This window comes from Pseudomonas sp. PVC-3-1, assembly GCF_057444315.1.
This window is the reverse complement of the sequence record NZ_CM172023.1, coordinates 6,129,832-6,152,521: the sequence shown is the minus strand read 5'-3', so window position 1 is coordinate 6,152,521 and position 22,690 is coordinate 6,129,832. Positions and strand designations below refer to the sequence as shown.

At 62.7% G+C, this 22,690-nt stretch carries 22 protein-coding genes; 8 read left to right on the top strand and 14 right to left on the bottom strand.

Annotated elements, in window-relative coordinates; all coding sequences use genetic code 11:
* Positions 1 to 88: 88 nt before the first annotated feature.
* The 4 genes from AC2T4A_RS28355 to AC2T4A_RS28340 form a co-directional block, all read right to left on the bottom strand.
* Complete coding sequence (locus AC2T4A_RS28355) at positions 89 to 892, bottom strand: gamma-glutamyl-gamma-aminobutyrate hydrolase family protein (protein ID WP_416751537.1); 804 nt, start codon at positions 890 to 892, stop codon at positions 89 to 91.
* A 384-nt stretch (positions 893 to 1,276) separates the two neighbouring features.
* Entirely contained in the window at positions 1,277 to 2,947 is a 1,671-nt protein-coding gene (locus AC2T4A_RS28350) for a sensor domain-containing diguanylate cyclase (RefSeq protein ID WP_486742347.1), read from the bottom strand.
* 203 nt (positions 2,948 to 3,150) lie between these two features.
* Complete coding sequence (locus AC2T4A_RS28345) at positions 3,151 to 3,495, bottom strand: hypothetical protein (protein ID WP_416751541.1); 345 nt, start codon at positions 3,493 to 3,495, stop codon at positions 3,151 to 3,153.
* 368 nt (positions 3,496 to 3,863) lie between these two features.
* Entirely contained in the window at positions 3,864 to 5,192 is a 1,329-nt protein-coding gene (locus AC2T4A_RS28340; protein WP_416751543.1) for an OprD family porin, read from the bottom strand.
* Positions 5,193 to 5,642: 450 nt separating this feature from the next.
* On the opposite strand from AC2T4A_RS28340, the gene AC2T4A_RS28335 reads away from it, so the two are divergent.
* The 5 genes from AC2T4A_RS28335 (at position 5,643) to AC2T4A_RS28315 (ending at position 9,175) form a co-directional block, all read left to right on the top strand.
* The gene (locus AC2T4A_RS28335) at positions 5,643 to 6,020 is read left to right on the top strand and encodes a RidA family protein (RefSeq protein ID WP_017519416.1); all 378 of its coding nucleotides are present in this window, start codon (positions 5,643 to 5,645) and stop codon (positions 6,018 to 6,020) included.
* Positions 6,021 to 6,542: 522 nt separating this feature from the next.
* Positions 6,543 to 7,067, top strand: coding sequence for an HvfA family oxazolone/thioamide-modified RiPP metallophore (locus AC2T4A_RS28330; RefSeq protein WP_416751545.1), 525 nt, complete (start codon positions 6,543 to 6,545; stop codon positions 7,065 to 7,067).
* 61 nt (positions 7,068 to 7,128) lie between these two features.
* Positions 7,129 to 7,974 (top strand): HvfB family MNIO-type RiPP peptide maturase, encoded by an 846-nt coding sequence (locus AC2T4A_RS28325; RefSeq protein ID WP_416751547.1) that lies wholly within the window; start codon positions 7,129 to 7,131, stop codon positions 7,972 to 7,974.
* The gene (locus tag AC2T4A_RS28320) at positions 7,967 to 8,740 is read left to right on the top strand and encodes an HvfC family RiPP maturation protein (RefSeq protein ID WP_486742346.1); all 774 of its coding nucleotides are present in this window, start codon (positions 7,967 to 7,969) and stop codon (positions 8,738 to 8,740) included. The genes AC2T4A_RS28325 and AC2T4A_RS28320 overlap by 8 nt, the downstream gene beginning before the upstream one ends.
* 12 nt (positions 8,741 to 8,752) lie before the next feature.
* Positions 8,753 to 9,175, top strand: a complete 423-nt coding sequence (locus AC2T4A_RS28315; protein ID WP_486742345.1) for an organic hydroperoxide resistance protein — start codon at positions 8,753 to 8,755, stop codon at positions 9,173 to 9,175.
* A gap of 515 nt (positions 9,176 to 9,690) precedes the next feature.
* On the opposite strand, the gene AC2T4A_RS28310 is transcribed toward AC2T4A_RS28315, so the two are convergent.
* The 4 genes from AC2T4A_RS28310 to AC2T4A_RS28295 all read right to left on the bottom strand — a co-directional run bounded on the left by AC2T4A_RS28310 (position 9,691) and on the right by AC2T4A_RS28295 (position 13,110).
* Positions 9,691 to 10,206, bottom strand: coding sequence for an HvfX family Cu-binding RiPP maturation protein (locus tag AC2T4A_RS28310; RefSeq protein ID WP_478377231.1), 516 nt, complete (start codon positions 10,204 to 10,206; stop codon positions 9,691 to 9,693).
* Positions 10,207 to 10,299: 93 nt separating this feature from the next.
* Positions 10,300 to 10,938 (bottom strand): hypothetical protein, encoded by a 639-nt coding sequence (locus AC2T4A_RS28305; protein WP_486742344.1) that lies wholly within the window; start codon positions 10,936 to 10,938, stop codon positions 10,300 to 10,302.
* Positions 10,939 to 11,062: 124 nt separating this feature from the next.
* Positions 11,063 to 12,373: an ATP-binding protein gene (locus AC2T4A_RS28300; RefSeq protein ID WP_478377225.1), complete on the bottom strand. Its 1,311-nt coding sequence runs from the start codon at positions 12,371 to 12,373 to the stop codon at positions 11,063 to 11,065.
* Complete coding sequence (locus AC2T4A_RS28295; RefSeq protein ID WP_138521520.1) at positions 12,370 to 13,110, bottom strand: response regulator; 741 nt, start codon at positions 13,108 to 13,110, stop codon at positions 12,370 to 12,372. Before AC2T4A_RS28295 ends, AC2T4A_RS28300 begins: the two co-directional genes overlap by 4 nt.
* A 224-nt stretch (positions 13,111 to 13,334) precedes the next feature.
* On the opposite strand from AC2T4A_RS28295, the gene AC2T4A_RS28290 reads away from it, so the two are divergent.
* Both AC2T4A_RS28290 and AC2T4A_RS28285 read left to right on the top strand, forming a co-directional pair.
* Positions 13,335 to 13,607, top strand: coding sequence for a DUF2790 domain-containing protein (locus AC2T4A_RS28290; protein WP_486742343.1), 273 nt, complete (start codon positions 13,335 to 13,337; stop codon positions 13,605 to 13,607).
* A gap of 80 nt (positions 13,608 to 13,687) precedes the next feature.
* Positions 13,688 to 14,908: a cytochrome c biogenesis protein DipZ gene (locus AC2T4A_RS28285; protein ID WP_486742342.1), complete on the top strand. Its 1,221-nt coding sequence runs from the start codon at positions 13,688 to 13,690 to the stop codon at positions 14,906 to 14,908.
* Between the two features lie 39 nt (positions 14,909 to 14,947).
* Here AC2T4A_RS28285 and AC2T4A_RS28280 read toward each other — a convergent pair whose 3' ends face one another.
* The 4 genes from AC2T4A_RS28280 to AC2T4A_RS28265 all read right to left on the bottom strand — a co-directional run bounded on the left by AC2T4A_RS28280 (position 14,948) and on the right by AC2T4A_RS28265 (position 17,956).
* Positions 14,948 to 15,244 (bottom strand): addiction module antidote protein, encoded by a 297-nt coding sequence (locus AC2T4A_RS28280; protein WP_486742341.1) that lies wholly within the window; start codon positions 15,242 to 15,244, stop codon positions 14,948 to 14,950.
* Positions 15,241 to 15,537: a type II toxin-antitoxin system RelE/ParE family toxin gene (locus AC2T4A_RS28275; RefSeq protein WP_486742340.1), complete on the bottom strand. Its 297-nt coding sequence runs from the start codon at positions 15,535 to 15,537 to the stop codon at positions 15,241 to 15,243. Before AC2T4A_RS28275 ends, AC2T4A_RS28280 begins: the two co-directional genes overlap by 4 nt.
* Positions 15,538 to 15,652: 115 nt before the next feature.
* A complete protein-coding gene (locus tag AC2T4A_RS28270) occupies positions 15,653 to 17,497 on the bottom strand; it encodes a sensor domain-containing diguanylate cyclase (RefSeq protein ID WP_486742339.1) in 1,845 nt (614 codons plus the stop codon).
* Between the two features lie 225 nt (positions 17,498 to 17,722).
* Entirely contained in the window at positions 17,723 to 17,956 is a 234-nt protein-coding gene (locus AC2T4A_RS28265) for a cold-shock protein (RefSeq protein WP_486742338.1), read from the bottom strand.
* A 281-nt stretch (positions 17,957 to 18,237) separates the two neighbouring features.
* Here AC2T4A_RS28265 and AC2T4A_RS28260 point away from each other — a divergent pair, with 281 nt between their 5' ends.
* Entirely contained in the window at positions 18,238 to 18,408 is a 171-nt protein-coding gene (locus AC2T4A_RS28260; protein ID WP_371318959.1) for a hypothetical protein, read from the top strand.
* A 411-nt stretch (positions 18,409 to 18,819) separates the two neighbouring features.
* On the opposite strand, the gene AC2T4A_RS28255 is transcribed toward AC2T4A_RS28260, so the two are convergent.
* Both AC2T4A_RS28255 and AC2T4A_RS28250 read right to left on the bottom strand, forming a co-directional pair.
* Complete coding sequence (locus tag AC2T4A_RS28255; RefSeq protein WP_480448073.1) at positions 18,820 to 19,287, bottom strand: hypothetical protein; 468 nt, start codon at positions 19,285 to 19,287, stop codon at positions 18,820 to 18,822.
* A 207-nt stretch (positions 19,288 to 19,494) separates the two neighbouring features.
* Entirely contained in the window at positions 19,495 to 22,677 is a 3,183-nt protein-coding gene (locus AC2T4A_RS28250; protein ID WP_486742337.1) for a type I restriction endonuclease subunit R, read from the bottom strand.
* Positions 22,678 to 22,690 lie beyond the last annotated feature (13 nt).

The window sequence follows — 22,690 nt, the reverse complement described above, 5'->3', positions numbered from 1 at the left end:
AGCTGTCGCGAGCAAGCTGGCTCCTAGAGTGAGCAGAAACGAAAAAGCCCGGCTCAAGGGCCGGGCTTTTTCATGACCGGGAAGCGAATCAGGCAGCGAGTGCGCGAGCCTGCTTCTTCTTCACCTGCGCGCGGCAAGCATCACCGAACGCCTGGAAGATCTTCACCGAGTCGGGGTTCTTCGCTGCCTGCCATTCCGGGTGCCACTGCACCGCGAAGAGGAAAGGCGAGAGGGTCGGAGCGTGAATCGCCTCGACCAGGCCGTCTTCAGCGTGGGCGATGGCTTCGATGCCCTTGCCCAGGTTCTTCAGGCCCTGGCCGTGCAGCGAGTTGACGCGGATCTCGTCGCCCAGCAGCTTCTGCAGCCAGCTGCCCGCTTGCGGACGCACGCCGTGGACCTGGCTGTACTGCACGTCGACCGGGTCTTCGGGATTCTCGCGATGGTCATTGAAGCCGGGCTCGGCGTAGACCTTCTGGTAGATATCGCCGCCCAGGGCCACGTTGATTTCCTGCATGCCGCGGCAGATACCGAAGATCGGCAGGCCACGCGCGATGGCGGCCTTGATCAGCGGGATGTCGAAGTTGTCGCGGTCCTTGTCCTGGCCCTTGCCGGGAGTTTCGTTCTCCTGGCCATACAGGGTCGGATCGATGTTGCTGCCGGCGCCGGTCAGGTACACGCCGTCGGCCATGTCCAGGTATTGCTCGAGGTCTTCGATGCCGCAGCAGGTCGGTACCAGTACTGGCACGCAATCGGACTGTTCAACCAGGGGCACGATGTATTTGTGGGTCATTACCTGATAGTCGTGGCCTTTGCGCTCTTGGCTGCCCATGGACATCAGGACGACGGGTTTACGGAGAGTCTGTTTCTTGTTGCCAATGTTGCTGTTGGACATATGTCACCTTTGGACGGGCTGCAGCCCATCGTTTTTGTGCAGGCGCGCAGCGGAAAGGCGCGCTACCTGAGGCCCCGAGCACTGCCGGGAGCGCACAGAAGGCGAAGTTTCCCGGTCGAAACCTGCCTACCAGCCTGCCAGAGCCGTTAAATATGTCAAACGAATTCGACGACGAGCGTCAAAAATAATGGCCGAAATCTTGTCGGACAATTATTGCAAGTAATTGGTTTTAAAGGATTTTTATAAATATCCAGACGTGCTGAAAAGTCCATTATTTAAAACGCTGGTTCATTGTGGTGAAAAATTCTGCACGCTTTTTCACGGCGGCCGTTCAGGATCGGCAACGCCCGCGCCGGCGGCACGCTCTGCCTCGCGGGTTTGCCTTCAGTGGTGCTCGATGCGGTTGCGGCCGTTCTGCTTGGCCCGGTAGAGCGCGCTGTCGCTGCGTGAGAGTGCAGCCTCGGCGGAGGCGTCGGAGGCCTCCAGTGCCGCGATGCCGATGCTGATGCTCAGCGGGATGCGCTGGCCGCCCTGCATCAGCGGTTGCTCCAGCAATTGCTGCTGCAGGCGCTGGGCGAAGACCTGGGCGGCGGCGATGTCGGCGTCGCCCAGCACCACGGCGAATTCCTCGCCGCCCATTCGCCCGGCAAAGTCGACGCGGCGGATGTCGCGCCCGAGGATGCTGGCGAAGTGGCGCAGGGCTTCGTCACCCACGGCGTGACCCCAGCGGTCGTTGATTGCCTTGAAGTGGTCGATGTCGCACATCAGGATCGCCGCGTTGTGCGTCGTCGAGCGCTGTACTCGGCCCAGTTCCGCCTCGATCAGGCGCATGAAATGGCCACGATTGGGCAACTGCGTGAGGAAGTCGGTGGTGGCCAGCACCTGCAGTTCTGCTTCGATGCGTTTGCGTTCGGTGATGTCGGTGATGAAACCGTGCCAGATCAGGCTGCCGTCGGGCAGGCGTTTGGGGTGCGCGTTGCCTTGGCGCCAGAGCGTGCCGCGTCCGGCAATCTGCACGCGGTATTCGTGCCGCCAGGGTTGCAGGTGGGCCGCGGAGGTTTCCAGCGAGGCGAGGCAGGCGGGCAGGTCCTCGGGGTGGATCAGGTCGCGCAGGAATACGGAGTTGTGCTGCATCTGCTCGGCCGGAATGCCGTAGATGTCCATCACCCCCGCGCTGACATAGGGGAAGGCGCCGGTGCCGTCGGGCCGCCGGCGAAACTGGAAGACCATGCCGGGAATTTCATTGGTCAGGTCGGTGAGCAGTTCCACGCTCTCGCGCAGTTGCTCGGCCATACCGCGCAGGGCGGTGATGTCGGTGGTGGTACCGAGCATGCGCAGGGCGTTGCCGGCGGCGTCACGCTCCACCACCTTGCCGCGGCTGCATACCCAGATGTAGTGGCCGTCCTTGTGCTGCAGGCGATGCTCCACTTCGTAGGCCTCGCTCCGGCCCTCGAAGTGTTCGCGCATGGTGTTCTGCACGTACTCGAGGTCTTCGGGGTGAACGCGAGTGTAGGCGTCCTCGATGCGGCTGCCGATCTCGTCCTCGCCATAGCCCAGCAGGGACTTCCAGGCACTGGAGTAATGGATCTCGCCGGTGGGCACGTGACGGTCCCAGATGCCGGTGCCGCTGCCGTCCACCGCCAGGGCCATGCGCCGCTCGCTTTCCTTCTGCGGTGCGCGGGCGCGGTCGAGGAGGGCTTCGCCCAGTTCCAGCACGTCGGCCAGCAGCGTCTGCTGTTCCGGGCTGAGCATCTTGGCGCCCTCGCCAAGCAGCAGCAGGCGTGCCTGCGGGAATCCGTCCTGGTCGCGCAGCGTCTGGCTGCTCAACAGATTCAGGAGTTGACCCTGGTGGCTCAGAGGACGGGTGGTGGCATTGAGGGACAGCAGGGTGGCGAGGGAGAGGGCGCCGGCACCGTCGATGCCGAGCTGGCCGAGCAACTGGCCGCGCATGTCGATGAGCAGGACGGCGCAATTGCCACCGGCATGACGAGCGAGACGCAACAGGCCGTCATATCGCCCGTACTCCTTTACCCCAGGTTTACTGGAAGTTCGCATCCGATAGTAGCTTCTTCAACGGAGGATGGGCGTCGTTCTGGATTGTCAGCCACGCCGGTCATGCGGCAGGCGGACGCAGGTGGCTTTATGAAATCACGGGTAGGTCTGCGGCCACAATCTCCGCCTGCGACAAGAGCGACGAGCGTGCATCGGCAACCTCCGCCCGGCAGTGCGGGGTGGAGGTTGCTGAAGCACGCGCTGGGTCAGTTGATCAGTTGGTCGATCAGTACGGCGTTGGTGTAGATCAGGCTGCCGTCGCTGGCCCGATGACCGACCAGGTGGAACTGTCCGCGATGCTCCACGCCTCCCAGGTACACGCGGAACATGCAGTCGGCCAGCGGCCCGAAGCCTTCGGGCATGTGCAGGTCGAGGGTGTTGAGGTCGGCATCGACCATCATTTCCCGCTGGCCGTTCTCCTGCAGGTACACCTCGGCCTGTTCCAGGTGCAGGCGATCGTCGTCGGTCAGGTAGAAGCGGATGTCTTCCAGCGGCGTGGGCTTCTGCTCGGCGGTGGTCTTGCACCAGCCTTCGAGGGTCATTGCGCTCATGGTGAGGTGCCTCCGTGGTTCGCGTAGGGAAACAACGCGTTGTCGCAGAGTTGGACCGCTTCGCTCGGTGGTCGCTCACTTTTTGTTCAGTGGGGATTTTCGGGCATAAAAAAAGCCGCTCCAGAGGAGCGGCTCGAAGGACGTCGAAGGAGCAATCACAATATCAACGTCAGGAGTTGTCTTCCGCAGGGAAAGTGCGGAAGCGGGAAGATGGGGTAATTCTAGAAAGTTGCATCCGTGGGATAAACCGCCATTCCGGGAAGAGACTTTCTGCATGGGCGTAATAATCTCGCCCGAACACGGGGCAAACTTTCAGACGAATCCGAAAGTTGCCCCGGTCAATAATTCAGCTGGATATCCGTGCTGAATTACAGGATCGACAGCGGATATTCGACGATCAGGCGCAGCTCGTTGTTATCGGCCTCACCCTGGTCGGCGTTGGCGCGGTGGAAGGCCTGGCGCAGGCGGAAGGACAGGTCCTTGGCCGGACCGCCCTGGACCACGTACTTGGCTTCCAGGTCGGTCTCGTGGTGGCTGCCGTCCTCACCGTACAGACCGGCGTAGGCGCCATCCGCATCGGCGTGGCTGCCGTCGATGCCGGTACCGTTGATGTAGCGGGCCATGAAGCTCAGCCCCGGTACGCCGTAGGTATCCATCGCCAGGTCGTAGCGGGCCTGCCAGGAGCGCTCGCCCGGACCGTTGAAGTCGGAGTACTGCACGGAGTTGGCGAGGAACACCGAGTCACCGGTGGCACCGGCACCATCGTCGCCGAAGCCCACGTAGTCGAACGGGGTGTCGCCGTGGACCTTCTGGTAGGCCAGGGTGACGGTGTGCGCCTGCAGGAAGGAGTAGGCGGCGGCCAGCGACCAGGTGGTGTTGCTGATTTCGCCTGCCTTGGCCTGACCTTCGTCGTTGGTGCGGTAGATGTTGAAGTCGAAGGCCAGCGACTGGTCATTGGCCACCGGCAGCACCCAGTTCAGGTTGCCGTAGTACTGGCGCCAGATGTCCTTGAACTCGGAGCCGTATAACGAAACGCTCAGGTTGTCGTTGATCGCGTACTTGCCGCCGAGGAAGTCGACGTCGCTGGTTTCACGCACAGCATAGGCTGCCCACAGGCCACCGTCGCGGGCAGTGGTGACCGGGCTGGTGCCGGAGGTGAAGTGACCGGCTTCCAGATCCAGGCCTTCGATTTCGCTGCTGAACAGGTTGAAGCCCGATGCGGTCTGCGGAATCAGGCGGGTGCCGCCAGCGGCGAAGACGGGGGAGGTCGGCTGCATGTCGCCGAATTTCAGCTCGGTCTTGGAGATGCGCACCTTCAGCGCGCCACCGGCCTTGCCGTAGTCGTCGTCCGGCTTGCCGTCGTTGCCTACCGGCAGGTTGCCCGTACCCGCGCGGCCGCCGCCGGCGTCGAGCTTGATGCCCAGGTAGCCGAAGGCATCCACGCCGAAGCCGACGGTGCCCTGGGTGTAGCCGGAGGAGAAGTTCGCCAGGAAGCCCTGGGTCCAGTCGCGGTTGTCGCCCGCGCCGTTCTTGCCGTCGTGGTCGTAGTACTGGTTGCGCAGCAGGACATCGAACTTGGCGTCCTCGACGAAACCCTTGGCATCGGCCTGGTCGGTGACGAAGGGTTCGGCGCTGGCGAACTGGCTGGCGGCGGCGGAAACAGCGAGGACGATGGCGCTGCGTTTGAGGTGCTTCATGGATATTGCCCCTAGAGTCTTGGAGGACCGGCTCGATGAAGTGCGTGAGAGCCGGACGTTTTTATAGGCAGGCACAATGAATCCGAACATGGATTGACCACGGCGGAAAGTCGCAGGAAGTTGCGTTGGCATTGTTGCAGTTAACTGGCTTTGAATTCCCCCGCGAATTGCTCCAGACGCGGGAGAGCCGACGTCATAATGCCGAAAGAGTTCGCTGATTAAATAACGGATTATGAAAAGGTCTATGTCTCAAACTGTAATAATCAGGACTTTGGTCGGGTTGACACAAGTAATTCGGAAGTTCGGTGGATATGAATAATGTCACTGTTTCCGGGGGCTGCGGGCACGGTGACATGGCGCGCGGCGGGGCGTTGCGGCTAAGCTGCGCGACCCGGCCGCCGCACCTGGTGCGGCGACGTGCCCCACTCACCGACAGCAGAGATTTGTCTTATGACGCCTACCTTCATCCCCGACGCGGACCCCGAATCCATCTCCTCCGACGTCGCCGGCTTCGGCGGCCTGCTGGTATCCACGCAGATCCCTACCCTTGAAGACGGCAGCCTGGAACTGGGCGACATCAAGGCCCAGAGCGAAGCGACCCTGCGCAGCCTGCAACTGGCCCTGGAAAAGGCCGGCAGCGGCCTGGACCACGTACTGCACCTGACCATCTACCTCACCAGCATGGCCGACCGCGCCGCGTTCAACGAGGTGTATTGCCGCTTCTTCGCCAAGCCCTACCCGGTGCGCGCCGCCGTGGGTATCGCCGAACTGGCGGTGGAAGGCATGAAGGTGGAAGTCACCGCCATCGCGGCCAAGCGCGCCAGCTGAACTTCCTGCTTCTGGAAAGGGCCGCTTTGCGGCCCTTTCTTTTTTTCGCACCGCTGCGGCATGGTCATTCCGTGGGTTCGCGAGCAAGCTCGCTCCTACAGGTCCGTGCCATGCTGCTTTCGTAGGAGCAAGCTCGCTCCTACAGGTCCGTGCCATTCTGCTTTGGTAGGAGCAAGCTCGCTCCTACAGGTCCGTGCCATTCTGCTTTGGTAGGAGCAAGCTCGCTCCTACAGGCCCGTGCCATGCTGCTTTTGTAGGAGCGAGCTTGCTCGCGAACCGCTCCAGCCCCGCTCCAACTCCCCCCGCCGAATGTATTCCTTTGTATCTGCCGCTCCCTGAGCGGACACACGCATACAAAAGCCTCCAGCCGCCGATACGCCCGTGATACATCGCCAAGGCGAAATAGCCCTACCCGAACGACACAGCGCTTCGGCAGGGAAAACCCTCCAGCGCAACGTTCCAGGGATTCGCCCTTGCGGCACGACCCGGCGCGGCACGCGCCACAGCATCTGGAGAAGCACAATGACCCGTACATCGAAAACCCAGCTTGGCCTGCTCGCTATCGCCCTGGCCGGCGGTCTGAACATGGCGTCCTCCGCCTTTGCCGTCGAAGCCCTGCCGCAGGGCTATCAGCTGGCTTCTGCGGCCAAGGCTGGGGAGGGCAAGTGTGGCGAGGGCAAGTGCGGCGCCAACGAGGCCAAGACCCAGGCCAAGGCGAAGCAGGGTGAAGGCAAGTGCGGCGAAGGCAAATGCGGTGCCGACGGCGCCCAGGCCAAGGCCACTGGCGCCGAGGGCAAGTGTGGTGAAGGCAAGTGCGGCGATGCCTCCTTTGCCCGCACCGACAGCGACCACGACGGCCGCGTCTCCCGCGCCGAACTGCTGGCCGTGGCGCCCAAGGCCAATGCCGAGTTCGACGCCATCGACGCCAACCACGACGGCTACCTCTCCGAGGCCGAGGTCTACCAGTTCCGCAAGAACCAGTTCGACTCCAACGGCAAGCCTTTCCCGTCCGACCTGTACAGCAAACTGAGCCAGGCCAAGAACTGAGCCACGCCGACGCCTCCCCGCGCCATCGGCCGGGGAGGACACCTCGCCAAAGGAGATCGCCATGACCACTACCGCATCCCTGCAAGGAGCCGGCCTCGGCCTGCGCCGCGCGATGCTGTCCGACCTGCTGACCATGGATGACCGCGCCGTGGACTTCCTCGAAGTCGCGCCGGACAACTGGATCGGCGTTGGCGGCACCTATGGCGAGGGGCTGGCCCGCCTGGCCGAGCGCTTCCCTCTGTCGTGCCATGGCCTGTCGCTGTCCCTCGGCGGCCCGGAGCCGCTGGACCACTTGTTCCTGGGCCGCGTCCGCGAATTCCTTGACCAGCACAGGGTGCCGCTGTTCAGCGAACACCTGAGCTACTGCTCCGACGAAGGCCACCTCTATGACCTGATTCCCATGCCCTTCACCGACGAGGCCGTGCGCCACATCGCCAGCCGCATCCGTGAAGTGCAGGACGTCCTCGGCCGCCGCATCGCCGTGGAAAACATCTCCTACTACGCCGCGCCCTATCAGGCGCTGAGCGAAATCGACTTCCTGCGCGCCGTGCTCGATGAAGCCGATTGCGACCTGCTGCTGGACGTCAACAACCTCTACGTCAATGCCCACAACCATGGCTACGATGCCGCCGGATTCCTGGCCCGTGTGCCGGCCGAGCGGGTCGCTTGCCTGCACGTCGCCGGCCACTACGACGAAGCGCCAGACCTGAAGATCGACACCCATGGCGCCGCCGTGAAGGACGACGTCTGGAGCCTGCTGGCCAGCGCCTACCGGCACCTGGGGACGGTGCCGACCCTGCTGGAGCGCGACTTCAACATGCCGCCGCTGGCCGAACTGCTTGACGAAGTGGACACCATCCGCGGCCTGCAAGCTGTCGCCCGTCAGCCGGAGGTACGTCATGGTTGAGTCTCTGCGCGAACAACAACTGCGCATGACCCGCTATATCCGCGACCCGCAGGCCAACGAGCCACCGCCAGGCATCGAGGCGCGGCGCCTGGCGGTGTACCGGCAACTGTTCTTCGGCAACCTGCAATCGCTGCTGGCCGGCAACTTTCCGGTGCTGCACGCCAGCCTGCCGGGTGACCAATGGCAGGCGCTGACGGAGGACTTCTACGCTGGCTTCCGCTGCCAGACGCCACTGTTCACAGAGGTTGCCGGCGAGTTCGTCGAATACCTGGAGGGCCGCACCGAGCAGCCCGGCTGGGTCGCCGAACTGGCGCACTACGAATTCGTCGAGACCGCGTTGCTGCTCAGTGCCAAGGCCGAACCCGCCCATGATCCGGAGGGAGACCTGCTCGATGGCGTGCCGCTGCTGTCCAGCCTCGCCGAGCCGCTGGCCTACGCCTGGCCGGTCAGCCACATCGGCCCCGAGCATATTCCGCTGCAAGCGCCTGCCGAGCCGACGCTGCTGCTGGCCCGTCGTGGTACCGACCTGATGGTGTACTTCTCGCGCCTGGCGCCGCTGGCCCATGCTCTGCTGGTGTCGCTGCAACAGTGGCAGCTCACCGGTCGCCAACATCTCCAGGCGCTGGCGGAAATCGCCGGTATCGAACTGGCCGTCATCGAAGAGCAGGGCATCGCCCTGCTGCGCAGCCTGAAAGAACAAGGCGTGGTGCTTGGCACTCGCCCTAACTGCACCACCCCACGTCGTCCCCCATTGGCTCGCCCCTGAAGGAGAAGCGTCATGACTGACACCCTGGCAACCGTGATCTACACCGCCCACACCCACACTACCGGCGGCCGCGATGGCCGCGGCCAGACCACCGACGGTGAACTGGACCTGCCCCTGAGCCCGCCCGGTTCCGGCCGCCCCGGCAGCAACCCCGAGCAGCTGTTCGCCATCGGTTGGTCTGCCTGCTTCATCGGCGCCCTGCGCCGCGCCGGGCAGAAGCTGAACGTGCGCCTGCCGGCCGATGTGGCGGTGGACGCGGAGGTCTCCCTGGGCAACACCGCCGACGGCGGCTTCGCCCTGGCCGCCCAGCTCACCGTGCAGCTGCCGGGGCTGGCCGCCGAGGACAAGGCGAAGCTGGTCGATGAGGCCCATCAGATCTGCCCGTATTCCAAGGCCACCCGCGGAAATATCGAGGTGGGGTTCGTGATTCCCTGATCGATCCGTTATCCACCGCGCAGCCCGCGCACCGTCATCGGTGCGCGGGCTTTTTGCTTTTCTGTAGGAGCGAGCTTGCTCGCGAACCTGCCCAGCCTGGAAGGCGCCGGGAGAACCATTCGCGAGCAAGCTCGCTCCTACAGTTCTGCCCACCGATGGGGGCCTGGGTCAGTCTCGTAGGGCGGGGGATAGGGAGGGATGCCAGTCTGGCCCCCCGGTGCAATCGCCATCGGCCGAGCACTGGCAGCACGTAGGGCGGATAACCCGGAACGGGTTATCCGCCGATTGCCTTGCGGCAGGTAGCGCTGGCGCGTTATGTGCCCTGCAATCACCGCGGCGGAGTCCAGACTGGCAGGCCAACCCGAGGGTAATGCGCATCTTGTAGGAGTGGGCCATGCCCGCGAACGCCGGAAAAGTCGGCGCCCATTCCCCTGCACGGACTTTCCGCAGACAAACAAGAACGCCCTCTCCAAAGGAGAGGGCGTTGCTGCTGGAACAAACGAGTCGCTGGCTGATCAGGCTTTCCGTGAGGCTCCGCGGAACCGACGCACCAGCCCATCCACGCTCAGCGCTCCCGCGCCCTTGAGCACCAGCGGCAGCAACGCCACCAGGTAGATCAGCGGCAGCTTGTAGTTGCCAAAACCATGGTCGGTGATGGAGTAGCCCTGGGCCAGTTCCGCGAGGCTCGACCACTGTGCCGGCCAGTGCACTGCGGCGATGGCGACTAGGGTCACGACGATCAGCGAGGCCGAGGCAAAGCGGGTCGCCAGGCCCAGCAGGAGGAGGATCGGCGCGATCAGCTCGGCCCACATCGACACCTGCCAGTCGAAGCCGGCGGAGAAGTGGTTGAAGGGGAAGGGGAAGCTGGCGTGGATCTGTTCGAACCAGTTGTCGCCATGCCATTTCTCCAGGCCGGATTCGAAGAATTCCCAGGCCAGGAACAGCCGCAGCGGGATGTCCCAGCCCCAGGCGGCGAGGCGGTCGAGTTGTTCGAAGGCGGTCTTGAGCGGGTTCAGGGTCAGCAGGGTCATGGTGCACCTCGAGGGCAATGGTTTGGGCAATCGGTTGTGGGGCAAGGCTTGGGCGGCCGGGCGGGGGGCGCCCGGTGGCGGCAGACGTCGGGATCAGGCGCTGGGCAGCGCGGGGCGTGCGCTACGGCGCAGGCGGACGGCCAGCTTGACGATGAGCTTGAAGGCGATGGCGCTGAAGATCAGGCCGAAGCCCAGCGGGTACCAGGAGCCCATCGGCAAGCGCTTGTAGAAGGACAGGAAGAACACCCCGGCGATCACCCAGGTTCCGCTGCTGTGCAGGCCCTTCCAGACGCGGGCGCCGAGCAGTTTCACCGCGTAGGGGAAGGAGGTGATGGCCAGCAGGGTGATGAACAGATAGCCGATGGAGCCGGGAATGTTCGCGGCGGCACTGCGGCCGTGCCAGAAGGTCTCGGGGAAGAACTTCACGTAGAGGATGATCAGCACTGCGTGCACGGCATGGGAGAAGGCGAAGGCCAGCCCGAGGAAGCGTCGCTCGCGCAGCAGGCCACGGGTGAAGTCGCTCGGTACCAGTGCTGCCAGGGACGAGGCGAGGAAGGTGGCGAGGAACAGCGCGAAGGAGGTGCGGGCGGTGACGCGGATCGAGCTGCGCAGCGCTTCTACCCATTGCGGCTGCGACCACAGGGCCAGGGCGGCGACGATCAGCACCAGCAGCGACAGCAGGGAAAACAGACGCCAGCCATGCAGGCGGGCAGGTTGGGTGGGGCGGTTCATGGCGGGCTCCTTTGGGGGAACGCGGCGGGCGGGGTGCCGCCGCTGTTCGTGGAGCCATCTTGTCGACGGGCTTTATCCCGGATGTGTCCGGCGAGGCCCGTCTTGTATCTCTCTGTACAAAGCCCTAGCTGGCAGGGCGCAGTTCCAGCTGCACACACAGCCCGCCGCTGGCGCGGTTGGACAGGGTCAGCGTGCCGCCCAGCGCCTGGCTCAGCTGCTGGGCGATCGCCAGCCCCAGGCCGGTGCCGCCGGTGCTGCGGTTGCGCGAGCTTTCCACCCGGTAGAAGGGTTTCACCACTTCGGCGAGTTCCTCCTCGGGGATACCCGGGCCGTCGTCGAGTACACGAACACACACGACGCCCTGGGTATCGCGCTCGACTTCCACCTGGGCGGAGCCGCCGAACTTCAGGGCGTTGTCCACCAGGTTGGTGAGCACCCGGCGTAGCGCGTGGGGGCGGGTTTCCAGCACGGCATGGCTGTTGCCCTGCAGTTCCACGGCCTGGCCGCTGTCCTGGTAGTCGAGGACCAGGCTGTCGAGGAAGGCATCGAGGTTGACCTTCACCGCCGCCTCGCTGGCGCCGTCCATGCTGCGTGCGTAGGCCACGCCTTCGCGGACCAGGTGCTGCATTTCTTCCAGGTCGCTCCACAGACGCTCGCGCTCGGGGGAGTCGTCCATCTGTTCGACGCGCAGCTTCATCCGCGTGATGGGGGTCTGCAGGTCGTGGGAAATGGCGGCAAGCAATTGCATGCGCTCTTTCAGGTAGGAGCCGATGCGTCCCTGCAGCGCGTTGAAGGCGCGGGCGGCGTAAGCGACTTCGCTCGGGCCGCGCTCGTCCAGTTCGGGCGCGGGGGCGTCCGGGTCGAGGTTGTCCACAGCCTGGGCAAGGCGCGTCAGCGGGCGGATCGCCAGACGCACGGCGATCCAGGTGCAGAACAGCAGCAACGCCAGCTGGACGATCAGCACCCAGGGCAGCCACTGCGCAACCGGCACGCCCCTGGGCGTCACGTCGATGGTCAGCGGCATGCCGTCGGCCAGCTTCAGGTGCACCTGAAAGTGCGGGATAGGGCCAGGAATGGTCTCGAAGCGCAACCCGTAGCGTGGGCCGATAGCGTCGGCGATGGAGCTCGCCGCCATGGGCGCCTGCGCCATGTTCATCGGATCGCCGGGCTGGCCGCCGTCCAGGCGATAGCGATAGTTGGGCCGCTGCACCATGGGCAGCCAGCGCTCGCGTTCGTCCAGCGGCAGGCGGTCGAGCAGGGCGACGGCGGTGCTGACGTCGGTTTCCAGGTTGCCCAGCATCATGTTGCGCGCGCTCTGGTAGCGCTCGTAGAACTGGGAGCAGAACGACAGGCTGTAGGCGAACACCAGCCCGGCGAGGAAGATCAGTGCCAGGCGCGCGGCCAGAGTGCGTGGCCAGTGCAGGAGGGATTTCATGCGTTGGGCTCGAGCAGTTCGACGGCCAGGGCGAAGACGTAGCCTTCGCTGCGCACCGTCTTGATGTAGGCCGGCTCGCGCGCGTCGTCCAGCAGGCGCTGGCGCAGGCGGCTGACCAGCAGGTCGATGGAGCGGTCGAAGATGTCCGCTTCGCGGCCCTGGGTGAGGTTCAGCAATTGTTCGCGGCTGAGCACGCGCTGCGGGTGATCGACGAACACGCGCAGCAGGCGGTACTCGGCGCCGCTCAGGGCGACCAGGGTGCCGTCTTCGTCGAGCAGGTGGCGCGCGGTGGTGTCCAGCTTCCAGCGGCCGAAGCCGATCAACCGGCTGGCCTCGCTGACCTGCAGGTTCGGCGGCAGCATGCGGGTGCGGCGCAGCACGGCGTTGATCCGCGCCAACAGCTCGCGGGCGGAGAAGGGCTTGGTGAGGTAGTCGTCGGCGCCCATTTCCAGGCCGATGATGCGGTCGGTCTCGTCGTTGCGCGCGGTGAGCATCAGCACCGGGGTGGACTTGTGCTTGCCCACGCGCAGCTCGCGGCACAGCTTCAGGCCGTCGTCGCCGGGCATCATGATGTCGAGGACGATCAGGTCCACCGAGTTGGCATCGAGGAAGGCGCGCATCTGCCGACCGTCTCCCGCCAGGCTCACGCGCAGGCCGTTCTTCTTCAGATAGTTGCCGACCAGTTCGCGAATCTCGCGGTCGTCGTCGACGATCAGTACGTGATCGACATGGTCCATGCCGGTGCCTCGTTCGTAGTGGGTTGAGGCGAGTTTATAGCGCAGCGTCGCGCTTGCCTTCCGTGCTTTGTATTCCACTGTATCCAGAGCCGCCGCCGATACCCGGCGCGGCAAACCAGGGGCTTGCGCGACACAAGCCCGATACCTCCTGAACGTGAAATGGGCACCAACGGCGAGGCAGACAGCCCCGCCGGCAAAACCCGACACAGGACAGGAGAACCGCCATGAAAACCATCCAGATCGCCAACGCTTGCCTCTTCGCCGCCGTTGCCGCTTTCGCCAGCTTCGGCGCCCAGGCCGCTGACACCCAGCCCGCCGAGCCTTACCACTACGGCCAGAAACTGGACGTGAAGCAGGTCATCGCCATCCAGGAAGAGGCGTCGTCGCCCTTCGACTGCGGCATCGTCAACGCCCGCATGGATTACCTGGATTCCCACGGCCAGCCGCACAGCGTGGCCTACCGCAAGTTCGCCACCAACTGCAACGAAGGCGGTTGATTCCCCTGGGCCGTGGCCACGGAAGGCCGCGGCGTTTATCTCAAGCGTGACCCACGGGCCGACGGCCCACCGAGGTGCCCATGTTGCTCATCGCCTTTCTCGGCGGGGCGCTGACCCTGCTCAGCCCCTGCATCCTTCCCATATTGCCCTTGCTGCTGCAGCGCGCTGGCGGCCCGGCGTGGTCGCCCTGGGTCACGCTGCTCGGCCTGGCCAGCGGCTTTGCCGTGCTGGCGAGCCTGGCGACCGTCTCCAGCAACTGGGTGATCGCCGCCAGTGAATGGGGACGTTGGTTTGCCCTGGCGTTGTTGTCGGTCTCCGCGCTAGCGCTGCTCTGGCCACGTTTCAGCGACTGGCTGGCCAAGCCCTGGGCGTGGCTCGGTGATCGCCTGCAGGGCGAGTCGCGCCGCCTTCCTCCGGCACTTTCTACCTGGGTGCTGGGCTTCGCCGCCGGCCTGCTGTGGGCGCCCTGCGCCGGACCGGTGCTGGGGTTGATTCTCTCTGGCGCCATGCTGCAAGGCCCGAGCGCCCAGACCAGCCTGCTGCTGTTTGCCTACGGCTTGGGTAGCGCCACTGTGCTGGGCGTCGTGCTCTTCGCCGGTCGCCGGCTGATGCAACACCTGCGTCCGCGCCTGGCCGTCATCGAAGGCCTGCGCCGCGCCACCGGCGTGCTCGCGCTGCTGGCCGTGGTCGGCATCGCCAGCGGCACCAGCGCGCAATTGGCTTCGGGCAGCTCATCCACACTGGTGAACAGCCTGGAACACAAGGTCATCGACGGCGTGCCCGCACTCATCAGCCAACTGATGCCCGGCGACATGGCCCATGGCGCCGAACGGCTGCCCGACCTCGGCCCCGCTCCAGAACTGCACGGCGCGGTGGAGTGGATCAACAGCCCCGAACTGAAGCTTTCGGACCTGCGTGGCAAGGTGGTGCTGGTCGACTTCTGGACCTACGACTGCATCAACTGCCAGCACAGCCTGCCGTACGTGAACGCCTGGGCGAAGAAGTATGCGGATCAGGGCCTCGTGGTGATCGGCGTGCATACCCCGGAGTATCCCTACGAGCGTATCCCCGCCAACGTTCGCTCCGCCGTGGAGAAACACGACATCCACTACCCCGTGGCGCTGGATAACCAGTACCGCATCTGGAACGCCTTCGCCAACCAGTACTGGCCGGCGCACTACTTCATCGATGCGCAGGGACGGGTTCGTCACCTGTCGATCGGCGAGGGCGGGTATGACGAGCAGGAGCAGGTGATTCAGGCGTTGCTGAAGGAGCGGGATGGGGCGAAGGCTGGGGCTTGAGTGAGCGATGGGGCGGATGGGATATCCGCTCCATTCCTCCTACTTTCCGCTGCCAGCTGGCCTGGCCTGCAGCTCTACACCTAATGCGCGCATGACCTTCATCACTGTCTCGAAGCGAGGCTTGGCGCCCGGTGCAAAGACCTTGTAAAGGCTCTCGCGGCCCAGCCCCGTGTCGTTGGCGATCTTGGTCATCCCGCGCGCCTTGGCGATGTTGCCGATGGCCAGCAGCAGCTCATCAGGATCGCCGTCAGCCAGGACCTGGGACAGGTATTCGGCGATGACTTCCTCGTTGTCGAGGTAGTGGCTGGTGTCGAAGTCGCTCAGTTCAACGGTCATTGAAAGTCTCCCGCCAGCTGCTGCGCCAGCTTGATATCCCGCTGTTGGGAAGATTTGTCTCCGCCGCACAGCAGCAGAATCACCACATCGCCACGGCGCGTGAAGTACACGCGATAGCCAGGACCGATATCCAATCGGATTTCCGAGACACCGATTCCCACTGACCGCGTGTCGCCGAGATGGCCGGATCGGATACGGTCCAGCCGACGCAGGATTGCGACTTTCCCACGGGCATCCCGAAGGCCGGAGAGCCAGCGATTGAACTGGCCGGTTTGCTTGAGCTGATAGGTCATGCAGCGACTGTATCCAGCAGGATACAGTCGTGCCAGCGAGTCTGCAGCTGAAATGTTCGGCGATCACCATGAAAGGGCTGAAGAGGGCGTAGGACGATAGAGTGCTCGGCTGCCCTCAGCCCATCAGCTGATTCCGCCCCTGCTTCTTCGCCTCATACAACGCCGCATCCGCCCTTGCTACCAGCACGTCGGCGGAGGCTTCCTGGCCTGGCACCGACGCCGCCACACCGATACTGACGCTCACCCGCCCCAACGGGGAAAGCTCATGGGCCAGCGCCAGGGCTTCCACCGCCTGCAGCAGCTTCTGCGCCATGCCACGCACACCCGCAAGGTCGGTCATCGGCGCGAGGAAGACGAACTCCTCACCACCATAACGCGCCACCAGGTCGGTGGAACGATTCACCGTGGTCGCCAGTGCCTGGGCTATCTCGCGCAGGCAGGCGTCGCCGGCCGGGTGACCGTAGTGGTCGTTGTAGTGCTTGAACCAATCCACATCGACCACCGCCAGGGCCAGACATTCGCCGGAGCGGCGCGCGTGCCCCCATTCCTGGTCCAGCACCTGGTCGAAGCGGCGGCGGTTGGCGATGCCGGTGAGGGCATCGGTCAGGCTCATGGCTTCCAACTGGTTGTTCAGCTCACGCAGCTTGTCGGTGCGCTCGGCGACGCGTAACTCCAGTTCGTGCTCGGAGGTGCGCAGGTTATCCACAAGCTGCTGCTGGGCGCGGATCAACTCCTCCTGCACCCGCGCCTTCTCCCGACGCATCACGTTGAAGCGGTCGGCGAGGGCGAAGGCCAGCACGATCATCTCCATCGCCGAGCCAAGCTGCAGACCGTCCACGGTGAACAGATTGGTCGGCACGATGCCCATGGCGCGCAGCGAGGTCATCGCGCCGCCGAGCATCAGCAGGGCGAAGGCCGCCATGAAGAAGAATGCGCTGCGCTGGCGCTTGAAGGCGCAGAGCGCCGCACACAGCAGCAGGATCAGCGCGGTGGCGAAATTCAGCAGGATGCCCGCGCGCGAGACATACGGCAGCGCGAGCGCATAGGCAATCGGGCTGACCAGGTAGAGCGCGATCATCCCGCGTAACACCCAGTCCAGGCGTGGCAGCAGGCGGTCGAGCTGCATCATCCGCCGGGCGAACAGCAGCAGCGCGGCAAGGGCCAGCGACACGCCGGAGTAGTAGATGACGTTGGAGTTGAGCGGTTCACCGAGGAGCGACCAGTCCGGCGCCAGGCCGTTCTTGATCGCCAAGGCCCCGGCCGTGCAGCTCACGAAAATCACATAGAGCAGGTAGATCGGATCGCGCAGGGCGAACAGCAGCATCAGGTTGAACAGAATCATCGCCATGGCGATACCGAAGTACCACGCCTTGCCGGTGTAGTCGTCGCGCTCGTAGGCGTGAAACGCCTTTACCGGCCACAGCTGCAGCGGCGCCAGCAGCCCGATACTGGACTCGACCCGCAGGTAAAGCGTTTGCTCGGAGTGCGCGGGCAGGCTCAGTGGGAAGACGAAATTACGGTTCGGGTAGACCTTGCTCGACTGCGGTACATCGCTGCCGGTGTTGACGGTTTTATACGAGCCGTCCGCCTGCGGGATGCTTGCCTGCACGTGGGACACCCGCGGGTTTTCCACGACGAGAAACCGCTGCAACGGCGCGTCGCTGGAGTTACTCAGCTGCAACTTCAACCAGAACGCCGAGCGAGTGAACCCCATCGCCAGTGCGCTGCCCGGCGGCTGGTCGCCCTGGAAGCGCGTCTGCAACTCGGGAGATTGCACGTCCACCAGCGTCAGGTTGCCGGTTGGGTCTTCGAGGACAGAGACATAGGTGGTCAGCGTCAGCGGCTGGGTGGTGACGCCGGCAGCATCGACCACTGTCCCTGCGCAAGCGAGGCGAGTGAACAGCAAAAAGGGAAGCAGGAGCCAGGACATCAGCTGCCGGTGCAATGCAGAAGCGGGCATACAGAGAGTCCGGACTGAAGGTGGTATCGGTCAGATGGTGATGTGGGAAATTCTACAAGACCTGGTTTGTTGCCGCCAAAAACACAGAGTCTACTTTCGTGATCCTGAATGAACGGGAACACGCTTCGAGCCTGGCGACGCAGTGAGTCTGAGTGGATGCCTCCGGGACGGGATGGCCAGAAACGAAAAGCCCCGCATTCGCGGGGCTTCTGCTGACCCTAGCGGTCAGATCACTTGCACTTGCACTTGCACTTGCACTTGCACTTGCTCAGCTTGCGGACCTTTGGCGCCGGCAGTCACGTTGAAACTGACACTCTGGCCTTCATCCAGCGATTTATAGCCAGTGCCTTCAATGGCGCGGAAGTGGACGAATACGTCCGGGCCGCTTTCCGGGGTGATGAAGCCGAAGCCCTTTTCAGCGTTGAACCATTTGACGATACCGGTTTGGCGAGTTGCCATGATGAATCTCCAATCAGGAAGTAATCAGACCCAGCAACATGCGTGGTCTGACTGGATGCGAAGTGAAGGGGCCGCAAGGATGGAGAATCAAGAAGACAAATCATCAAACGGATGCCGCTAAACCGAGCAGGCAGGCGGGCAGCATACAGAGTTGGCGGGGAATAGGTAGCGATTTTGCGTGAAATTGCAGAAATCAGTCAGGCGGTCAAAGCGGCGCGGATTGCCCGCGTATAGTGGGCCCCTAGTCGCCAATCTGGCGGCTCATCACCTTGGGTGACCTGATGTCCGATTCAGAGACGAAAAGCGCACGTTTGGAGCTGGACAAGAAAGTCTCGGCTTTTCTTTCGAAAGGAGGAGAGATCCAGGAAATTCCCGCTGGCAAGCATGGTCGCAAGGAGCCATACAAGCGGTCCGAATTCACCATCGCGAGGCCGAAAAAGCCCGACGCCTGATTCCTCCTCCGTAGCAACGCAAAGGCCGTATCGTCGGATACGGTTCTTGGGACGCACACCCAGGCGCGGCTTGGTGCCTGTCACTGCTGCTCGCGAGAAGTGCAATAGGTAATGGGATGGCGTGGCAACCATCTCCTTCTCCTGCCCCAAGCGACCTACCGTTCTGATAGGTGCCCAAAGGACTGGGCCGGAAAACAAAAGCCCCCGGCAACGTCAGTTGCCGGGGGCTTTTGTTTGGGATTCTAGAGCGGGCGAAGGGAATCGAACCCTTGAGACCGGAGTGCCGGTTCGTCGCAATGTGTTGCTATGCGGCTAACTCTGCGGGCTGCTGGTTCGGATTCGTGCCTTTGTGTTGCATTGATTTCGACATTTTTTCGACAGCTGGCTTTCGCCATGGGCCAAGAAAGACAGTCACTTGAGCCGGGGTGAAAACACTGAAAGGAACGCTTTCAACCCGATCGTGAAGAGGTACAGCCCAAAGCTACCGAGGCTCAGTATGAGCGCAATGTAGAGGCTGAAAGAGGGGGCTTCGCTCGTCCCCAGTCGGAAGAACCAAGCTGTCACACCTAAGCCGCTTGGTCCGTTAACAAAGAACAGCCAGGGAAAGGTGAAGGTAAGAACAAATACCGCCCCACCGAAAAGCACCAGCCCATAGGGTCGAAAAACCTCTATCGCATCCGCCTCTTTGCGAGTCACGGCGAAAAAGAGCGCGCTCAAGAGAGATGCGCTGGCTGCGACAGCAATAGCGTTAGCCACTCTAGGGCTGAGCAACGTTTCAGGCAGGGGAAGGGGGATCAGCTCTGGTGTTATCCAGTAGCCGATCCAAAAGCAAAGAAGGGCAACCAAAAATGCTACTTCGACTACTCGTTTTCCGATCACTTCTCGCCTCCCCGTCCATTGGGCGTACCAGCTTACCGGCAGCTTTATCGCGCTGTCACGTACAGCTACGCCACTTTGCCGTGGTCCCTTTCGCCATTAGCAGCTCCTTGCGAGAGGCAGCTTTCGGCCAAAAGCTGCCTCTCGTGGAAAGACAGTGTCAGGACTAAAGTTTCTACATAATCAGTTGCTGCGACTCACGCCAATGCCTTACCGAGCAACCGAGTACACGCTCTCACCAGCCCCGTAGTAGCTCGTGAAGATGTGGTGGAAGGCCAGCTCGCACTTCTTGTTGTAGATCTCCTCGTCGTAGCTCTCAGGCAAGCCCCGGTCGAAGACGATCTCCAGAGTGCGCCGCACATCACTTCTGGCTCTGTCTTTCTTGCGCCAGTCGAGCACCAGCTTCTCGGCTTTCAGGGTCTCCAGAAGCTCCTTGCAGACCTTCTTCACCTGCGCCTTTTCCTTCTCCGCAAGCTCAGGCACTGGCTTGGTCAGAATGTCGAACAGAGCCAGTTCTTCCTCAGAGAGGTTCTCACGAATAGCCCGTTGATCCTCGACCTGCAGATCAGCAGTGAGATCCACCAACTGCTTGAAGAACACCTCGATGTTCAGGCTGCCAGAGTTGTAGGCATCGATCAGCTTCTGGAACTTCTCCATGAAGTCCTTGCGAGTGGGGTTCTTGGTCAGCATGGTTTCCAGTTTCATGCTCAGCAAGGCCCGGAGCTTCTCGGCCTCGGTGCGCTTACGCCCCTTATCGAACTTCTCCTTGAGCTTCTCGAAGTCGATCTGGCTGAGGTCATGCAGTGGCTGATCGTCGTCTTCCTTGATGATGTAAGGCACCGGAGCAACAGATCGATCCAGCAACTCCTCGACCTGCTGCATCACCTCGGAGATGTCGACGGGAGGGGCCAGTGCCTTGATCTTCTGGGCAATCACGGAGATCAGCACAGCGTCAGGAGCAAGCTCATTGGCATCAGGATCAGGAAGAATCGCTCTGTAGACCCGAGACACAATCCGGGCCTGACTCATGAAGCTGTTCTTGGTTTCCTCATTGGCAATCAGTTGCTCAACTGCATCATCCAGCTTGGCCACCTTCTCGAAGCCTGGAGCATCCTTGATGGCCTGGGCATTCACACCATGATCGGACAGGAACGTGATCCCCCTGGCAAGCAGGTGCTTCAGGTACTCGACCAGCTCGGCCTTGTTCTTAATTGGCTCACCCTCACCACCTTCGCCAGAAGAAGCCCCTCCATAGATCGCCAAGGCTTCCTGTAGCTTACGGAAGACACCCACATAGTCGACGATCAGTCCTGCTTCTTTGCCCGGATACTTCCGGTTGGCCCGAGCGATGGTCTGCATCAGGGTATGGTTCTTCATCGGCTTGTCGAGGTAGATGGTCGAGCAAGACGGCACATCAAAGCCGGTGATCCACATGGCGCACACGAAGACCAACCGAAGAGGATCCTTGGAGTCTTTGAACTTCTCGCCCAGGTTCTCCTCGTTCATGCGCTTACGGTGCGGGATGATGTCCAGCCCTTTATTGGCTAGCTCCTTCACCTCGTTCTGACCTTGGGAGACGACCACCGCCATGTCGGTCGATGTCATCACCTGGATCTTGTGCTGCAACTCCTCTTGCTGCTCCTTGGGAGCCTTTGCGAGCTGAGCTTTCAGGTCAGCCAGATACGTCTTCCAGTGATCCTGAACCTTGTTGTACATGCGGACGGCGGTGGCCTTGTCGATGCACACCAGCATGGCCTTGCCCTGGTAACCACGACCGACGAAGTGGTTCACCAGATCCTTGGCGATTGCCTCCAGTCGATCCTCTCGGGTGATCAGGTGGTACTCACGGGCGAAGACCTGCTCAACCTTGCGCTCCTGCTCCTCGTCCAGCTCGGCCTCTTCGAGTAGCGCCGCCATGTCCTCGTTGAGGTTCTCATTGATGAGCTGCATCTCGGGAATGCAGTTCTCGTAGTAAAGCGGAACCGTCGCACCGTCAGCGATGGACTGGCCGAAGTCATAAACCGAGATGTAGTCACCGAAGACCTCTTTGGTCTTCTCCTCGCCGGCCATCAGCGGCGTCCCGGTGAAGCCCAGGAAGGCGGCATTAGGGAGTGCCGTCCTCATGTTCATGGCCAGGGTGTCGTACTGGGAACGGTGAGCTTCGTCGGTGATGACGATGATGTCCTGGCGATCCGAGAGCTGCGGGTAGACCTCGCCTTTCTTGGTGCCGAACTTCTGGATCAGCGTGAAGACGTAGCGGTGATCTTCGCTGAGCAACTGCTTGAGGTGAGCGCCGCTGGTGGCATGTGCCTCAACTTCACCTACAGCACCAGTAGCGGCGAAGGTCTTGTAGATTTGCTCGTCCAGCTCGTTGCGGTCAGTGACGATCACGAACGTCCAGTTGCCTGGGATCTTGCGCAGGATCTTCTGAGCGAAGAAGACCATCGACAGAGACTTGCCTGAGCCTTGGGTGTGCCAGAAGACGCCCAGCTGTCCAGCCTGATCCTTGGGCCGATCCTTGGTACGCCAGACCTCAGCGATGGCCTTATTGACCCCCAGATACTGGTGGTTCTTGGCGATCTTCTTGATTACACCACCAGCCACGTCCTCGAAGACGGTGAAGTTCTCGACGATATCCAGCAGCCTGGAAGGCTCACCGATGCCCCTGATCGCTGTTTCCAGGGACACAACGCCCTTTTCACCTTCATCGTTGATCCGCTTCCACTCGAACAGATGCTCCCAAGGCGAGAAGGTGCTTCCCACCACGGTCTGAGAACCGTTCGACAGCATCAGTGCGCCGTTGTAGGTGAAGAGCTGCGGGATGACCGTGCGGTAGTCGGTGAGGTTGTCGTCATAGGCGGCCTTGAGCGTCTTATGCGTCGCCTTCAGCTCAACGAACAACAGCGGGATACCGTTCACGAAGCCCAGCAGGTCAGTGCGCCGTGTGTGGTAGTCCCCCTTCACCCAGAACTGGGAGGCGAGGAAGAAGTCGTTCTCCTCGACATTGCCCCAGTCGATGACCTTGGCCACCTTGAGCGTGTTGTGTCCATGTTCATCGGTAACCGGGACAGGTACCCCATCCTTCAGCAGCCGGTAGACCTCCTGATTGGCGTTGACCGGCAGCAGCTTGGACCGATCTCGGGCCAACTCCTCGACCACCAGATTGATGGCATCGCTGGGCAAGTCAGGGTTGAGCTTGCTGAGTGCTGCCCGCAGACGCCCCTCCAGCACCACATCCTGCTGGGTCTGGCGACCCTCGCTGGAGGAACTACCTGTCCACTCCGCGTAGAGATTCCCAGTTTCCCAGCCGAGAGACTCGAACAGCGCGATGGCTGGCTGCTCGACTAACGTGTCCTCGGAATAGTCGTTCGAATGCGGTGCTGCTGGACTCATGCGCCTGAACTCC

Bases quoted from the DNA above. Each gene is read 5' to 3' on its own strand.
- AC2T4A_RS28350 (WP_486742347.1), bottom strand. From the start codon at position 2,947: ATGCGAACTTCCAGTAAACCTGGGGTAAAGGAGTACGGGCGATATGAC.
- AC2T4A_RS28310 (WP_478377231.1), bottom strand. From the start codon at position 10,206: ATGACCCTGCTGACCCTGAACCCGCTCAAGACCGCCTTCGAACAACTC.
- AC2T4A_RS28250 (WP_486742337.1), bottom strand. From the start codon at position 22,677: ATGAGTCCAGCAGCACCGCATTCGAACGACTATTCCGAGGACACGTTA.
- AC2T4A_RS28335 (WP_017519416.1), top strand. From the start codon at position 5,643: ATGACGCCTACCTTCATCCCCGACGCGGACCCCGAATCCATCTCCTCC.
- AC2T4A_RS28290 (WP_486742343.1), top strand. From the start codon at position 13,335: ATGAAAACCATCCAGATCGCCAACGCTTGCCTCTTCGCCGCCGTTGCC.
- AC2T4A_RS28275 (WP_486742340.1), bottom strand. From the start codon at position 15,537: ATGACCTATCAGCTCAAGCAAACCGGCCAGTTCAATCGCTGGCTCTCC.
- AC2T4A_RS28285 (WP_486742342.1), top strand. From the start codon at position 13,688: ATGTTGCTCATCGCCTTTCTCGGCGGGGCGCTGACCCTGCTCAGCCCC.
- AC2T4A_RS28325 (WP_416751547.1), top strand. From the start codon at position 7,129: ATGACCACTACCGCATCCCTGCAAGGAGCCGGCCTCGGCCTGCGCCGC.
- AC2T4A_RS28305 (WP_486742344.1), bottom strand. From the start codon at position 10,938: ATGAACCGCCCCACCCAACCTGCCCGCCTGCATGGCTGGCGTCTGTTT.
- AC2T4A_RS28280 (WP_486742341.1), bottom strand. From the start codon at position 15,244: ATGACCGTTGAACTGAGCGACTTCGACACCAGCCACTACCTCGACAAC.
- AC2T4A_RS28300 (WP_478377225.1), bottom strand. From the start codon at position 12,373: ATGAAATCCCTCCTGCACTGGCCACGCACTCTGGCCGCGCGCCTGGCA.
- AC2T4A_RS28260 (WP_371318959.1), top strand. From the start codon at position 18,238: ATGTCCGATTCAGAGACGAAAAGCGCACGTTTGGAGCTGGACAAGAAA.
- AC2T4A_RS28320 (WP_486742346.1), top strand. From the start codon at position 7,967: ATGGTTGAGTCTCTGCGCGAACAACAACTGCGCATGACCCGCTATATC.
- AC2T4A_RS28295 (WP_138521520.1), bottom strand. From the start codon at position 13,110: ATGGACCATGTCGATCACGTACTGATCGTCGACGACGACCGCGAGATT.
- AC2T4A_RS28340 (WP_416751543.1), bottom strand. From the start codon at position 5,192: ATGAAGCACCTCAAACGCAGCGCCATCGTCCTCGCTGTTTCCGCCGCC.
- AC2T4A_RS28345 (WP_416751541.1), bottom strand. From the start codon at position 3,495: ATGAGCGCAATGACCCTCGAAGGCTGGTGCAAGACCACCGCCGAGCAG.
- AC2T4A_RS28315 (WP_486742345.1), top strand. From the start codon at position 8,753: ATGACTGACACCCTGGCAACCGTGATCTACACCGCCCACACCCACACT.
- AC2T4A_RS28355 (WP_416751537.1), bottom strand. From the start codon at position 892: ATGTCCAACAGCAACATTGGCAACAAGAAACAGACTCTCCGTAAACCC.
- AC2T4A_RS28270 (WP_486742339.1), bottom strand. From the start codon at position 17,497: ATGCCCGCTTCTGCATTGCACCGGCAGCTGATGTCCTGGCTCCTGCTT.
- AC2T4A_RS28265 (WP_486742338.1), bottom strand. From the start codon at position 17,956: ATGGCAACTCGCCAAACCGGTATCGTCAAATGGTTCAACGCTGAAAAG.
- AC2T4A_RS28330 (WP_416751545.1), top strand. From the start codon at position 6,543: ATGACCCGTACATCGAAAACCCAGCTTGGCCTGCTCGCTATCGCCCTG.